At 61.5% G+C, this 15,007-nt stretch carries 12 protein-coding genes, 1 tRNA gene and 1 rRNA gene; 8 read left to right on the plus strand and 6 right to left on the minus strand.

Annotation, left to right across the window (positions count from 1 at the left end; all coding sequences use genetic code 11):
- Window positions 1-99: 99 nt before the first annotated feature.
- From rrf to serB, 6 genes are all read left to right on the plus strand, one after another.
- Window positions 100-214 (plus strand): 5S ribosomal RNA (gene rrf / locus ACI3GR_RS00005).
- Between the two features lie 177 nt (window positions 215-391).
- A complete protein-coding gene (locus ACI3GR_RS00010; RefSeq protein ID WP_407491648.1) occupies window positions 392-1,168 on the plus strand; it encodes a hypothetical protein in 777 nt (258 codons plus the stop codon).
- A gap of 13 nt (window positions 1,169-1,181) precedes the next feature.
- A complete protein-coding gene (locus tag ACI3GR_RS00015) occupies window positions 1,182-1,508 on the plus strand; it encodes a hypothetical protein (protein WP_407491650.1) in 327 nt (108 codons plus the stop codon).
- Between the two features lie 92 nt (window positions 1,509-1,600).
- Window positions 1,601-1,677: transfer RNA gene (locus tag ACI3GR_RS00020), tRNA-Met, on the plus strand.
- Between the two features lie 155 nt (window positions 1,678-1,832).
- Window positions 1,833-2,273 carry a ribose 5-phosphate isomerase B gene (rpiB, locus tag ACI3GR_RS00025; protein WP_407491651.1) on the plus strand — a complete coding sequence of 147 codons (441 nt, stop codon included), beginning with the start codon at window positions 1,833-1,835 and terminating at the stop codon, window positions 2,271-2,273.
- Window positions 2,274-2,354: 81 nt separating this feature from the next.
- Entirely contained in the window at window positions 2,355-3,221 is an 867-nt protein-coding gene (gene serB / locus ACI3GR_RS00030) for a phosphoserine phosphatase SerB (RefSeq protein WP_407491652.1), read from the plus strand.
- A gap of 81 nt (window positions 3,222-3,302) precedes the next feature.
- Here serB and ACI3GR_RS00035 read toward each other — a convergent pair whose 3' ends face one another.
- From ACI3GR_RS00035 to ACI3GR_RS00060, 6 genes are all read right to left on the minus strand, one after another.
- Window positions 3,303-5,645 (minus strand): aldehyde dehydrogenase family protein, encoded by a 2,343-nt coding sequence (locus tag ACI3GR_RS00035; protein WP_407491653.1) that lies wholly within the window; start codon window positions 5,643-5,645, stop codon window positions 3,303-3,305.
- Between the two features lie 45 nt (window positions 5,646-5,690).
- Window positions 5,691-6,680, minus strand: a complete 990-nt coding sequence (gene deoC, locus ACI3GR_RS00040) for a deoxyribose-phosphate aldolase (protein ID WP_407491654.1) — start codon at window positions 6,678-6,680, stop codon at window positions 5,691-5,693.
- A gap of 75 nt (window positions 6,681-6,755) precedes the next feature.
- Window positions 6,756-7,400, minus strand: a complete 645-nt coding sequence (locus ACI3GR_RS00045) for a 2-dehydro-3-deoxygalactonokinase (protein ID WP_407491656.1) — start codon at window positions 7,398-7,400, stop codon at window positions 6,756-6,758.
- A gap of 43 nt (window positions 7,401-7,443) precedes the next feature.
- Window positions 7,444-9,216 (minus strand): SulP family inorganic anion transporter, encoded by a 1,773-nt coding sequence (locus tag ACI3GR_RS00050; protein ID WP_407491658.1) that lies wholly within the window; start codon window positions 9,214-9,216, stop codon window positions 7,444-7,446.
- A 187-nt stretch (window positions 9,217-9,403) separates the two neighbouring features.
- The gene (polA, locus tag ACI3GR_RS00055; protein ID WP_407491660.1) at window positions 9,404-12,211 is read right to left on the minus strand and encodes a DNA polymerase I; all 2,808 of its coding nucleotides are present in this window, start codon (window positions 12,209-12,211) and stop codon (window positions 9,404-9,406) included.
- A gap of 101 nt (window positions 12,212-12,312) precedes the next feature.
- Complete coding sequence (locus tag ACI3GR_RS00060; protein WP_407491662.1) at window positions 12,313-12,486, minus strand: zinc-finger domain-containing protein; 174 nt, start codon at window positions 12,484-12,486, stop codon at window positions 12,313-12,315.
- A 127-nt stretch (window positions 12,487-12,613) separates the two neighbouring features.
- Here ACI3GR_RS00060 and ACI3GR_RS00065 point away from each other — a divergent pair, with 127 nt between their 5' ends.
- A complete protein-coding gene (locus ACI3GR_RS00065) occupies window positions 12,614-13,699 on the plus strand; it encodes a CaiB/BaiF CoA transferase family protein (RefSeq protein ID WP_407491664.1) in 1,086 nt (361 codons plus the stop codon).
- A 48-nt stretch (window positions 13,700-13,747) separates the two neighbouring features.
- Window positions 13,748-14,947: an MFS transporter gene (locus ACI3GR_RS00070; RefSeq protein ID WP_407491666.1), complete on the plus strand. Its 1,200-nt coding sequence runs from the start codon at window positions 13,748-13,750 to the stop codon at window positions 14,945-14,947.
- The last annotated feature ends 60 nt before the right edge of the window (window positions 14,948-15,007 follow it).

The following is a 15,007-nucleotide window of genomic DNA, read 5'->3' on the forward strand; positions in this document are numbered from 1 at the left end:
CCAGTAGTAGCCAGGAATGGCCCTACGGATAAATCAAAAGCATACACATCACAGTGTATCAGAACGATTTGGACAACGATTGTTGAGGGCCTTTCTTGGTCTGGTGGTCATAGCACAAGCGAAACACCCGATCCCATCCCGAACTCGGCCGTTAAGCGCTGTCGCGCCAATGGTACTGCGTCTTAAGACGTGGGAGAGTAGGTCACCGCCAGACCTAGTAAGTCCCTCAACTCTTTCTCTCTTTCGATGATCCATCCCCCAAAATTATGAAATGTCGCCGCGTTGCGTTGCCGTTTGGGCACGGTCGTATCTGACATGGCCATTCTCCGGCTGTGAAATTTGACTGAATGACCTCGTGTCTTATTGATGGGGTACCAACCGAAGGCACGTTATGAACTTATCAATCTTCCGCGCATTCTTGGTCGCCGTCGCAATTGGACAGCCAGCTTGGGCTAACGACGCCGAGGCACCGAATACCCAGACCATTTCCTATGAACTGCGTCACTCGACGTCAAAAAGTACGGCCACTGGACGAAATCGGGAACGTCTGACCCACGTTCTTCGCTACTCCAAGCTGTTGTCAGACCGGTCAAAAGGCTTTTTCTACCTCTCGACCTCATCTTTGGATGCAACCAACCCTTTCGGCAGGTCCGACGCAACCCTGAAAGGCGGTGGACTTGGACTGACGTTCCAAACCGGTGGCTTCACAACTGCGACCGTAGCCCTGTCGTTCAACGACAATGCCGAGGTCTTCAATCCCGGCGGCGGACCCACGACTAGCAGCGGTAATGCGCAAACGCTCGTGTTTGGGATGCAACGGCTGTTCGGCTATGGCCCGCGGTCTTACCTGACCGGCTCCATCACCCACGCCGTCACGCGCCTAAAGCAGGACTTCGGCGGTGGCCCTACGATCGACACCCGTCATATAACAACGCTCTCTGGCATCTACGCCCACCAGATCGGACAGCAAACACTGTTAAACGTGGGTGGCCGCGCGGTATTTTCTAACGATGCCTTTACATCTCATCTGGTGAAGCAAGCCAATTATGCCACCCTCGGCATTGCACACAGGATGGAATACGTGACGGTCTCTGTTCAGGGCTCTGCCGGCATTGGCGCTGTGGCAGGTGACAGACAAGTTTCGTTCAAGATCGGTTATGATTTTTAAAAGGAGGCGGTAAATGAAACGTATTCTTAGGTCTTTCGCGGTTCTGGCTGCCCTCGCTGTCACGCCGCAGTATCTGTCGGCACAAGCGTCCCAGCCGGTGGTGTTTTCTGCTCTGGTCGGGCCTGGGCCTGAGACCCAGACAAACGAGAATACCGGGTCATTCACCTTTTCTACGCCCGATGGGTCGGTCGACCTGGACCGTCAGGGCGGACCGGTCTCGGCAAACCCGGGAACGCCTCCGGCGTTCTTTATCGCCCCTCCGGGGACCATTCAGTCGATAGACCCGGTCGGGACAGGTATCGACAGCACGCTGGACGGGGCGGCCGGGTTCTTGGACTGACCTTCGGAAAAATCGACATTTTTTTGAACAGATTTCCTTGGCTTGCCCTTGCGGTCCGAGGCTAGTGAGCGTACCTGCACAGAACAAATTGGCGCGGGATGGAGCAGCCCGGTAGCTCGTCAGGCTCATAACCTGAAGGTCGTAGGTTCAAATCCTACTCCCGCAACCAAATTGTCAGATTAACCCGCCCTAACCGGCGGGTTTTGTTGTTTCTGGGACTGGTCTCATCGACTTGTACTTTGAGCGAATGAATTCTGGACCCGCAAAATCCGGGTGCTATGTTGCGCCGAATTCCGCGCCACCCCTTAGATATGGAACATCACCATGACCCAGCCAAAACGTATCGTCCTGTCCAGTGATCACGCCGCAATCGACCTGCGCCAAGCCATCGCGAAACATGTCGAGGGATTGGGTTACGAGGTCGCCGACATCGGCCCGACCACGACGGAAAGCACGCATTATCCCCTGCATGGCAAAGCCGCAGCACAACGGATCGCCAATGGCGAAGCTGATCTGGGCATCATCCTGTGCGGGACGGGGCAGGGCATCATGATGGCGGCGAACAAGGTGCCGGGGATCCGGTGCGGCGTGTGTTCCGACACCTTCTCGGCCGCGATGATCCGGCAGCATAACGATGCGAACATCCTCTCGATCGGGGCACGGGTCGTCGGGGAAGGGCTGGCTCTGGCGATCGTCGATGCTTTCCTGGGTGCAGAGTTCGAAGGCGGCCGTCACGCAACGCGCGTCGATATGATCGAAGCGTAACCCTTAGCGGGAGAACTGCCCGCACTGGTACTTCGCACCTAGGCGTGCTTTATCAGCCGCGACCAAAATGGGGCTATCGCTATGTTTACAGCCGTTCTGACCGCAGCCAACCTTGATCCCGCCGCCATAGAGGCGCTGCGCAACGCATGGGGCGGGGGAGAAGTGCGGTGGCTGTCCATCGACCGGGCCGCGGAATTCGATCTGGCGGAAGTGCCCTCGAATTTCCGTGAGACGTGGGATGGGCTGCAGGCGATCCAGATCGATCTGAACATCTTGTCCACCGAAGGGCGTCGCAAAAAGATGCTGCTGGCCGATATGGACAGCACAATGATCCAACAGGAATGCATCGACGAGTTGGCCGATGAGGCCGGCGTCGGCGAGCGAGTCAAAGACATCACCGCCCGTGCCATGAATGGAGAGCTGGACTTTGAAGGGGCGCTGACGGAACGCGTCGGCCTGCTGAAAGGTCTGCCAGAATCTGTGATCGGAAAGGTGATCGAGACGCGCATTACCCTGATGCCCGGCGGACCTGAGCTTTTGGCGACGATGAAGGCCAATGGGGCCTATTGCGCATTAGTCTCTGGCGGGTTCACGGCCTTCACCGCGCGCATCGCCGAGTTGTTGGGCTTTGACGAAAACCGCGCCAATACCTTGTTGGCCGAAGACGGGCTACTGACCGGCGAGGTTGGTCACCCGATCCTTGGCCGAGAAGCCAAGGTTCGAGCACTGGATGAGATTACCGACCGTCTCGGCCTGACCGATGCGGACGTGATCGCGGTCGGCGACGGTGCAAATGATCTGGGCATGCTGGGCCGTGCCGGAGCGGGTGTTGCGCTGCATGCGAAGCCGAGTGTCGCGGCGCAATGCGAAATCCGCGTGAATTACGGCGATCTTCGCGACCTGCTCTATCTGCAGGGATATGACGACAGTGAGATCACCGCCGTCTGATCTGCGCTACAGATTGGTGGCACAAGGGGGCGCTGCCCCCTCGCTTCGCTCACCCCCGGGATATTTCCGGCAAGTGAATGATTATTCTCCGTAAGGCACCCAGACAGTTTTGACCTCGGTCGCTTGATCCAGAAATGCGCGGCCTTCGCCAGCCTCGCTGGTCCAATCGCGCGCCTTGGCGTTATTCACCCAGGTGCGTTTCAAGTTGCCCGCACTTCGCCCTTCGACCTCGGCCGACAGATCGGTCGAGCTGAAGGTCCACACCGCATCCAGATCAAGGTGGTCGGCCAAGGTCGGCGCAAGGTCTTTATGCGAACCGGTGACGATGTTGACCACGCCGCCCGGCACGTCGGATGTATCGAGCACTTGATAGAAGTCCGTGGCGGCCAGCGGATAGGCCTCGGACGGGACCAGAACCATGCGATTGCCCATGGCGATGGCCGGCGCCATGACCGAGATAAGGCCAAGCAGCGGCGCCTCATCCGGGCACAGCGCGCCGATCACACCAACGGGTTCCCGCACGGCCAGCGCCATGCCCCGCATGGGAACAGCCCGCAGGTCGCCCGCGTATTTGTCGGCCCAAGCCCCGTAGGTGAAAAGGCGAGAAACCGCTGCGGCCACTTCGGCCTTACCAGATTTGCCGCCCACCATCGCGTCGATCCGCGCGGCGAATTCATCTGCCCGCGCCTCTAGGTTCTCAGCGATGTAATAGATGATCTGCGCGCGCAGGTGTCCAGTCGATCCGGCCCAGCCTTTGGAGGCTTGAGCCGCCTCAACCGCGTTGCGGATATCCTTGCGGTTGCCGATGCCCACGTGGCCAAGCAACTTGCCCGAGGGGCCGTAGACCGCCCGGGAATAGCCGCCATCGGGCCGCGCCTGTTTGCCGCCGACGTAATTCTTAGCGGTGCGGTCCAGCGCATCGCCAACCTCGTCCGGCTTGCCCTCTTTCGGGGGGATCTGCGCCAGCGCTTTGGTCTTGCCCGACGGTTTCAGATAAGCCGCCAGCCCTTCCCAGCCACCTTCACGCCCAAAGCCCGACTCGCGGACGCCACCGAACCCGGCGGCGGCGTCGAACATATTCGTGCCGTTCACCCAGACCACACCCGCGACAAGCTTGGGTGCAAGGCCGAGGCACAGGTTGACGTTCTCGCTCCAGACAGAAGTGGCCAGCCCGTAGCGCGTATTATTGGCCAGCTGTACAGCTTCGTCCGGGGTGCGGAAGGTGCAGGACACCAGAACGGGGCCAAAGATTTCTTCCTGCATCAGGCGGTCGGACGGTGCGAGGCCGGAAATCAGCGTAGGCGGATAGAAACACCCGTCGGGCACGTCGCAGGCCGCGCGATAGATGTCGCCGTTCGAACCTTCGACCAGCCCCTTGATCGTCTCCAGTTGCACTGGGTCGACGATTGCGCCGACGTCGATGACCTTGTCCAAGGGGTTGCCAACCCGCAGCTTATCCATCCGCGCGCGGAGCTTCGCGTAGAACCTCTCAGCCACGCTTTCCTGCACCAACAGACGCGACCCGGCACAGCAGACCTGCCCCTGATTGAACCAGATCGCATCGACCAGCCCTTCGACGGCGCTGTCCAGATCGGCATCGTCAAACACGATGTAGGGGCCTTTACCGCCCAGCTCCAGCGTCAGCGATTTGCCCTGCCCGGCCGTGGCCTGACGGATCTTGCGCCCCACCTCGGTCGAGCCGGTAAAGGCGACCTTGTCGACGTCATCGTGCCCAACGATCATCTCGCCCACGGCTCCATCGCCGGTGACGATGTTCACGACGCCCTTCGGCACTCCCGCCTGACGGCAGATATCGGCAAAGCACAAAGCGGTCAAAGACGTGTATTCCGCAGGCTTCAGCACCACCGCGTTGCCCGCCGCCAGTGCCGGTGCGACCTTCCATGCCAGCATCAGCAGGGGGAAATTCCACGGGATCACCTGACCGCAGACGCCATGCGCCTCCATTCCCGGGGCTTCGGTGTCCATAAGCTGGGCCAAGCCCGCGTGGTAATAGAAATGCCGCGCGACCAAGGGCACATCGATGTCGCGGCTTTCGCGGATCGGCTTGCCGTTGTCCAAGGTTTCCAACACGGCCAGCAAACGGCTGTGTTTCTGCACCAAACGCGCCAGCGCATAAAGAACCCGCGCGCGGGCCTTGCCGCCCTGTTTCGCCCATTTGGCTTGGGCCTTGCGGGCGGCTGCCACGGCCGTATCCACATCGGCAGACGTGCCCTGCGTCACATAGGCCAGCACTTCTCCGGTTGCGGGGTTCTTGGTCTCGAAGGTCTCCCCAACCTCGGTCCAGCTGCCGTCGATGAAATGCCCAAAGCTGCCGCCCTGATCCACGATCCACGCCAGCGCATCGCCCGCCGCCTCGGGGGCCGGGCCGTAATCCATCGTCTCGAAAATCTCTTTCACGCTCATGCTCGACCCCAGGTCTTCATCTTTCCAGAAATACTCAAACGGCCCTTACCCAACCGCATGACGCCACCCTGCGGAGTAGGCGCCGGTCACGTGATGCTCCAACTGCCGCTCAATATCCCCCAGCAGCGACGACGCGCCAAAGCGGAATAGGTCGGGCTGCAACCAGCGATCGCCCAGCTCTTCTTTCATCAGGGACAGATAGACCAGCGCATCCTTGGCCTTGGAAATCCCACCCGCAGGCTTGTAGCCGACGCGGTACCCCGTCCGTTCGAAATAGTCCCGGATGGCGCGGATCATCACCAGCGTGACGGGCAGCGTCGCGTTCACCGACTCCTTGCCGGTCGAGGTCTTGATGAAATCAGCGCCCGCCATCATGCATACCAGCGACGCGCGGGCCACGTTGCGCAGGGTCCCCAGTTCTCCGGTCGCTAGGATTGCCTTCACATGCGCCTCTCCACAGGCATCTCGGAACGCGCGCATTTCGTCGTAAAGCGCTTGCCAGTTCCCCTCCAGCACATGTCGGCGAGAGATCACGATGTCGATCTCATCGGCCCCGGCGTTGACGCTTTCCCCGATCTCGGCGACGCGCAGGTGGAAGGGCGACAGGCCCGCCGGAAAGCCGGTCGACACGGCGGCGACGGGGATGCCCGTGCCCTGTAGCGCCTGCACGGCGGCAGGGACCATGTCGTGATAAACACAGACTGCGCCGGTGGTGATCCCGTCGATCCCAAGGGCCTGCAGAATGTCGGGCCGCACGGGGTTCGCCGCCTTGGCACACAGTCGTCGCACGCGACCTTCGGTGTCGTCGCCCGACAAGGTGGTCAGGTCGATGCAGGTGATCGCCTTCAACAGCCAGGCGGCTTGATAGTCTTTCTTGACCGACCGCCGCCCCGGCAGGGTGGCGCAGCGGCGTTCGATTGCCGATGTATTGGCCTGCGCGCTTAGCACCCAGTCCAGATCAAGCTCTTGCCCCGGATTGCGCGCGTCCAGTGTCTGGGGCAGCTGCGCGGTGGGGGTATGGGTTTGGGTCGTCATCCGATCCTCCGGTCGACGGGACGTTTGCGGGCAGGGTTGCACGCGCCCTGACCCTTGGCAAGCTTGCCGCGACGGTCAGTTCTGGGTGGGATCGGGGAACACGGTCGCCACGGCTTCGAACCCCTTTGGGATCAGGGCTGTCCGATCCGTCAGGATCACCGGCACATGCGCGGATTGCAGAGCAGTGGCATAGGCTTTGACCAAGGGGCCTTCGCCGATCAGCACCGCCTGCTGGCCCAGCCACAGCATGCGGGTCGACCCGATTTCGGCCCCCATCAACGCCCCCAGCTGAGCGCCGGGCGATGTGGCGGCGCCCAAGGTCATCAACAAACGTTCAGGCCGGTCCATCGTGTCGTCAAGGCGATCGGCCAAGACGCCGGTCAGTTCCAACTTGGCCGCCACCTGAGGCAGTGCACTGGTCTGGGCGTGGATGACCTCGCGGGCGGACAATGTCGCCCAGTGCGTCCGGTCCGTGCCGACCATGATGGCCAGACCGTCCCAATGCGGATTGAGGTGCTGAAATCCCGCCAGAACCAAGCGGTCCTGCGCCGACAGCGGGCCAATGGGCGACAGGTGCAGACGGTCGCCATCAGCCGCTTCTGGTACCAGTTTCGACGGGATCGGCAACGCCTTGGCGGCATCATCGACAGCGATCAGACGCGATGCGCCGGCATCACCCCATAGCCCGTCTGTTCCGCTGATCCTGCCTTGCCAGTTCATGCCCGACCCTTAGGCCCCGAAGGCCCAAGGGTCAATGCAGCGATCAGGAGGCTTTGCGCTGCTCCATGCACAGCGGGTCGCCGGGTTCGGCGGTCAGGCTCATGTAGGCGTCGTATTGCGACAGGAAGACCTCTCCGCTTATCTCCGACAGGAAATGCGACCGCTTCAGCCTGTCTGCCACGGGGCCTTTGACCTCGGACATATGTAGGCAGATGCCCATTTCCTTCAGGCGGGTGTTGATCGCCTCAAGGCTTTCCAGCGCGGACATGTCGATTTCGTTCACGGCCGAGCACATCAGCACCACATGTTCGATCTGAGGATCTTTGGCCAGACGGTCATAGATCAGGTCCTGCAGGAAATGCGCATTGGCGAAATACAGGCTTTCGTCGATGCGGATCGTCACGACCTTGGGCGAAGTCTCGACCGCGTGGCGGTTGATATTGCGGAAATGCTGTGTGCCGGGGACCAGTCCGACCTCGGCAACGTGGGGACGAGAGGTCTTGTACAGGAATAGCACCAGCGACAGCGCGACCCCTGCGGACACGCCGACCTCGACCCCGACCAGAAGGGTCAGCAGGATCGTAACCGTGACGGCAGCGAAATCGACGCGGCTATAGGCCCAGGTTTTCTTGAGGATGGTGAAATCCACAAGGCTCAGGACAGCAACGATGATCGTCGCGGCCAGCACAGCGTTCGGTAAGAAGAACAGCAAAGGTGTCAGCAACAGCGCGGCCAAGCCGATGCCGATGGCCGTAAAGGCCCCGGCGGCGGGCGTTTCGGCGCCCGCGTCGAAGTTCACGACAGACCGGGCAAACCCACCGGTGACCGGGTAGCCGCCGGAAATCGCGGCTGCGACGTTCGACGCACCAAGGCCGATCAATTCTTGATCGGGCACGATCCGCTGGCGACGTTTCGCGGCCAAGGTCTGGGCGACCGACACGGATTCCACGAAGCCGATGATCGAAATCAGGATCGCCGATAGGAACAGCTGCCCCCAAAGCTCAAGCGAGAAGGACGGCATCGACAGCGGCGGCAGACCCATGGGCACATTGCCCACGATGGCCACGCCGCGATCTTGCAGACCAAAGACGAAGACCAGCAGGATCGACACGGCCACGGCCATAACCGGACCGGCTTTGGTCAGAATATCGGCCATGCGGGGTTTCAGGCCAAAGCTCAGCAGCAGGGGTTTCAGCCCCTTACGCACCCAGAACAGGAATGCCACCGAAGCGACGCCGATCACCAGCGTATAAGGGTTCGTGTTGCCAAGGTTCGCGATCAGATTGCCGATCAGGTCCACCAGATTGTGACCAGAGGCGCTGATGCCGAAGATATGCTTTAGCTGCGATGTGGCGATCAGGATGCCAGAGGCGGTGATGAACCCGGCGATCACCGGGTGCGACAGGAAGTTTGCCAGAAACCCCAGTCGGAACAGGCCAAGCGCCAGCAGCATCAGGCCCGAGATAAAGGCCAGCGTGATCGCGGCGGCGATATATTCCGGCGTCCCTTGCGCGGCGAGGTTGCCAACGGCGGCGGCGGTCATCAGCGACACGACCGCCACCGGCCCGACGGCCAAGGCGCGCGAGGTGCCGAAGATCGCATAAGCCACCAGCGGCAGGATCGAGGCATAAAGCCCCATCTCGGCCGGCAGACCCGCCAGCAGGGCATAGGCCAAGGACTGCGGGATCAGCATGATCGTCACGATCACGGCGGCCACGACGTCAGAGGTTAATGTGTCTTTGGTATACTCACGCGACCACGTCAGGATCGGGAAGTAACGGCGAAGGGTATCTACGGTCGGACGGGGAAGGGACAATTGCCTGGTCCTTTATATGGAGTCGGCAAACATATATTGTATTATGAATATGTATTGCAACCCCCCGTATGTTTGGCGGGTCGGGAAACGGGGATAAGGGGGCTGTCTGCCCCCTCGCGGCTGTGCCGCTCACCCCCGAGGAATATTTGTCAGACCAAAGAAGGAGAGAATTCGTCCCTTGAGGGGTTTAGTGCGCCTCGGCCCAGTTGTCCCCTTGGCCCGCATCGACGACCAGGGGCACGTCGAGTTTGACGGCAGGATTGGCCGCCGCCTCCATGACCTTGCGGGCGGCGTTTGTCACATCCTCGACCGCGTCCTTGTCGACCTCGAACACCAATTCGTCATGCACCTGCAGCAGCATCTTCGCGGGCAGTTTTTCGATGGCGTCGGGCATCCGGATCATGGCGCGGCGGATGATGTCGGCGGCGGTGCCTTGGATCGGCGCGTTGATCGCCGCGCGTTTGGCAAAGCCTGCGCGCGGACCTTTGGCATCGATTTCCGGCGTGTGGATACGGCGACCGAACAGCGTCTGAACATAGCCGTGTTTCTTGCCGAATTCGGTCGTGGCGTTCATGTATTCCTTGATGCCGGGAAAGCGTTCGAAATAGCGGTCGATGAAGCCCTGCGCTTCGGCCCGCGGAATGCGCAGGTTCCGCGCAAGGCCAAAGCCCGAGATGCCGTAGATCACGCCGAAGTTGATCGCCTTGGCCTGACGGCGCACGTCTGGCGTCATCTCATCCAGCGGGACTCCGAACATTTCCGACGCAGTGGCGGCGTGAATATCCTGACCGTCCTCGAACGCCTGTTTCAGCGTAGGAATGTCGGCGATATGGGCCAAAATGCGCAATTCGATCTGCGAATAGTCAAGCGATAGCAAGACCTTGCCGTCATCCGCGATGAAGGCTTCGCGGATCCGGCGACCTTCTTCTGACCTGACCGGAATGTTCTGCAGGTTCGGATCGGTCGAGGCCATGCGGCCAGTATTCGCCCCCGTCTGAACATAGGACGTATGGACCCGGCCCGTGTCGGGATTGATGTGGTCCTGCAGGGCGTCGGTGTAGGTCGATTTCAGTTTCGAAAGCTGCCGCCAGTCCAGCACGCGGGCGGGCAATTCGTGTTCGGTGGCAAGATCTTCCAGAATATCGGCCCCGGTGGCATAGGCCCCGGTCTTGCCCTTCTTGCCTCCCTCAAGACCCATTTTGTCGAACAGGATCTCGCCCAGCTGTTTGGGCGATCCGACGTTGAACGACTCGCCCGCCAGTTCGTGGATCTCGGCCTCCAGCCCCGCCATTTTCTGTGCGAAAGCGTTGGACATGCGCGACAGGGTATCGCGGTCAACCTTGATGCCATGCATCTCCATCTGGGCCAGCACGGGCGACAGGGGCCGTTCGAGCGTCTCATAGACCGTGGTGACCTTCTTGGCGTGCAGCTGAGGTTTCAGGGTCTGCCACAGGCGCAGCGTGATATCCGCATCCTCTGCCGCATAGCGCGTGGCCTTGTCGATCGGCACCATGTCGAAGGTGATCTGGCTTTTGCCGGTGCCTAGGAGCTCTTTGATGGGGATCGGCTGATGACCCAGATACCGATCCGACAGCGCGTCCATGCCGTGCTGGTGCAGCCCCGCGTTCAGCGCGTAAGAGATCAGCATCGTGTCGTCGAACGGCGCCACGTCGATCCCATATCGTTTCAGGATCTTGGCGTCGTATTTCATGTTCTGCCCGATCTTGAGGATCGCATCATCCTCAAGCACGGGTTTCAGCATATCGAGAGCGACTTTCTCGGCCATCTGCCCTTCGGCCCGGTCTTCGGTGGCGAACAGACCTTCGCCTTCGGACGCCTTGTGGTTCAGCGGGATATAACAAGCCAGCCCCGGTTCGGTGGCCAGACAGATCCCCACCAGATCGACGCGCATTTCATCAAGACCGGTGGTTTCGGTATCGACGGCCACGTAGCCACGTTCCCGGATCCGGTCGATCCAGACAGACAGCTGATCCGCCGTGGACACGGTTTCATAGCTGTCGGGATCAATCTCTGGCATCTCGACCGTGTCGGGCGCATCATCGCCGCCGCTGACGGCGGCTTCGGGCAGGTCAGGGGGCTCGACCCCCATCTGATCCGCGATCCGCTTGGTCAGGGTGCGGAATTCCATCTCGTTCAGGAAGGACAACAGGGTGTCTGGATCGGGATCCTGCACCTCAAGATCGTCCAGCGTGAAATCGATGGGCGTGTTCTGATCCAGCGTTACGAGCTTTTTGGACAGCTCGATCTGTTCGCGATGATCGATCAGGGTCTGGCGGCGCTTGGGCTGCTTGATCTCTTCCGCGCGGTCCAGCAGGTTTTCTAGCGATCCGTATTCGTTGATCAGCAGCGCGGCGGTTTTGATCCCGATGCCCGGCGCGCCCGGCACGTTATCCACGCTGTCACCAGCCAGCGCCTGCACATCGACCACGCGGTCGGGGCCCACGCCGAACTTGGCCTCAACCCCTTCGACGTCGATGCGGTTGTTCTTCATCGCATCCAGCATTTCTACGCCGCCGCCGACCAGCTGCATCAAATCCTTGTCCGAACTGATGATCGTAACGCGGCCCCCGGCTTCGCGCGCCTGCACTGACAGGGTCGCGATAATGTCGTCGGCCTCGTAGCCTTCAAGCTCTTTGCACGCGATGTTGAAGGCTTCGGTCGCGCGGCGGGTCAGGGGGATCTGCGGGCGCAGATCCTCGGGCATCGCTTCGCGGTTCGCCTTGTACTGATCGTACAGATCGTTGCGGAACGTGTGGCTGCCCTTGTCGAAAATCACCGCCACATGGGTCGGCGCATCGGGGCCGGTGTTCCCTTCGACATAGCGGTGCAGCATGTTGCAGAACCCGCTGACGGCACCAATCGGCAGACCATCCGATTTGCGCGTCAAAGGCGGCAACGCGTGATAGGCCCGGAAGATAAAGGCCGAGCCGTCGATCAGGTGCAGATGGCACCCTTTGCCGAAATTCTGGGACATGTTGACCTCCGCGCGTCGCTTTGGTCGGTTTGTGCCACGAAGTGCGGGGCAGGGCCAGCGGACAAGCGGCGCTGCGGATCACTTCGTGCAGGGAAAGGGGCTTAGCCCTCGTGGCCCTTCATCACGTATTTCGCATCGCAATAGCCGCATTCCACATAGTTCGTGTCTTCGGGGATATGCAGCCAGACGCGCGGATGCCCCAAGGCGCCTTCGCCACCGTCACAGGCGACCTTGCGCGTTTCGACGATTTTGGTTTCTGGGGCCTCGATGCTCATGCGGCGATCCTTTGCGGGGTGTGTCTTACGCGGCGCAATATGGGCCAAACGGCGGGGCCGGACAAGGGCGCATGGCCTTGCGCTGGGCGGCAAAGTCTGACCTTTTCCCCACAAAAGGGAGGCTCACATGCTGCAATCTGTCCGGATCATCGAAATCGAAGGCATCGGCCCGGGGCCATTCGCGGCCATGACACTGGCTGATCTGGGGGCCGAGGTGATCACGATCCACCGTGCCGCCGCGCCCGAAGCCCGCGCCGCCCAGCCCGCCAATCCGCTGGATCGGGGCAAACGATCGATCACCCTGGACCTAAAGGATGCAGAGGATCTGAAGGTCGCCAAAGCCCTGATTGCCAGCGCGGATGGCCTGATCGAAGGCATGCGCCCCGGCGTGATGGAGCGGCTGGGCCTCGGCCCGGACGAAATGCGCGCCCTGAACCCCAAACTGGTCTATGGTCGCATGACCGGGTGGGGGCAGACAGGACCGCGCGCGAAACTGGCAGGGCATGATCTGAACTACATCGGTCTGTCCGGCGCGCTGTGGTACGGATCGCTGCCGGGCCAGCCGCCGATGACACCTGCGACCTTGGTGGGCGACATTGGGGGCGGTGCACTGTATCTGGTGATCGGCATGCTGGCGGGCCTGATGCGCGCCAAGGACACCGGGCGGGGCACGGTTGTCGATGCGGCAATCGTCGATGGTTCGGCCCATATGATGAACCTGCTGATGTCCATGTCTTCCGTCGGTGGGACGGTCACGGAGCGCGGTCAAAGCCGTCTGGACGGCGCACATTGGTCGCGCAGTTATCGCTGTGCCGACGGTGGATATATCGCGGTTCAGGCGCTTGAGGCCAAGTTCTATGCGATCTTTCTTGATAAGCTGGGCCTGAGCGACGACGAAGAGTTTCTGCAGCAAACCAACAAGGCGCTCTGGCCGCACCTGTCTTCCCGGCTCGAGGCGATCTTTGCCGAACGCCCCCGCGACCACTGGGCCCAATTGTTCCACGGGCTAGACGCCTGTGTCGCGCCGGTTCTACCCCCGGCCGAGTCGGCCAATGATCCGCATATGGCCGAACGGAACGTCTGGCACGGGGAAGGCGAGGTGCTTCAAGCCGCCGCCGCCCCAAGGTTCGATGGTGCGACACCGGTCACACCCGCCGCTCCTCCGCAACGCGGCGCGGACAGCGATGCAATCCGCAAAGAACTGGGGCTGTGACCTGCCACGCGTTCCCTATCGGCACAGCCGGGTCTGCAAAGCGAAGGCTTGCGCACTGCTGACGCGCAGGCCAAAGGCAACTATATGAACGCCTCCAGAACCCCTTTCGGCCTGATCGCCCTGATGCTTCTGGCGGGCATGGGGGCTGCCGCGCAATTCGCCAAGGTATCGGTGATCTTTCCGATGCTGGCCACGGTCTACCCGCAGGCGGGCACATCGCTCGGGTTCTTGGTTTCTGTCATCTCATTAACCGGTGTTGTTACCGGGTTGGTCGCAGGCATGCTGGTCGCCCGGATTGGGTTCCGCCGCGTGGTGATCTGGGGCCTTGCCCTTGGCGCGGCGATGTCGGCGCTTCAGGCGCTATTCCCGCCTTTCACCGTGATGCTGATCACCCGCGCGGTCGAAGGCATCAGCCACATCGCATTGGTGGTGGCCCTGCCGACGCTGATCGCCCGCCTGACCGCCGACCGGCACAGGCCATATGTCATGACCCTCTGGGGCAGCTATTTCGGCGTGACCTTCGCGCTTGTCGCATGGCTGGGCGTGCCACTGGCAAACACCTTCGGGCCTGCGATCCTGTTCCTGATCCACGCAGGCCTGATGCTCGCCATGGCCGTCGCGCTCGCCGCCGCGTTGCCCCGCGACCTGATCCCAAAGACCGACACGGCCCTACCCAGCCTGCGCCAGATCCTCGCCAATCACCCGGTGATTTACGCCTCTCCGCGTATCGCAGCCCCGGCGCTGGGCTGGTTGTTCTACACGCTGACCTTCGTCGCGCTGCTGACAGTGCTGCCGCCCTATCTGCCGGATGCCACCCGGACCACGCTGGCCTTCTGGATGCCGATCGCCGGGATCATCGTGTCACTGACGCTGGGCGCGCAACTGCTGCGGATCCTGCCCGCCGTGACCATCATCCTGATCGGGCTGGCCCTGTCGATCCTGGCAACCCTAGCCATGTGGACGATCCCCGGCGCGTTCCTGCCCCCGATCCTTCTGTTCGGATCACTGGGGCTGGTCCAAGGGGCCAGCTTCACCGCCATCCCGCAGCTAAACCCCGATCCGACGGATCAAGCACTTGCCAACGGTGCGCTGGCGCAGATGGGCAACCTTGGCAACCTTCTGGGCACACCGATCCTGCTGACGATGACCGCCCCCATGGGGTACAACGGCGCAATCCTCTTTGCCCTGCTGGCCTACATGGGATGTGCCGCGGTCCACCTGCACGCCGCAGCCCGCCGCAAAAGATAAGGGCGCAGCCAACGCCGCGCCCCATACATCCTTTTGCCGGAAATATCCCGGGGGAGACCG

It is taken from the genome of Pseudooceanicola aestuariicola (assembly GCF_045763785.1).
Classification (GTDB): domain Bacteria; phylum Pseudomonadota; class Alphaproteobacteria; order Rhodobacterales; family Rhodobacteraceae; genus Pseudooceanicola.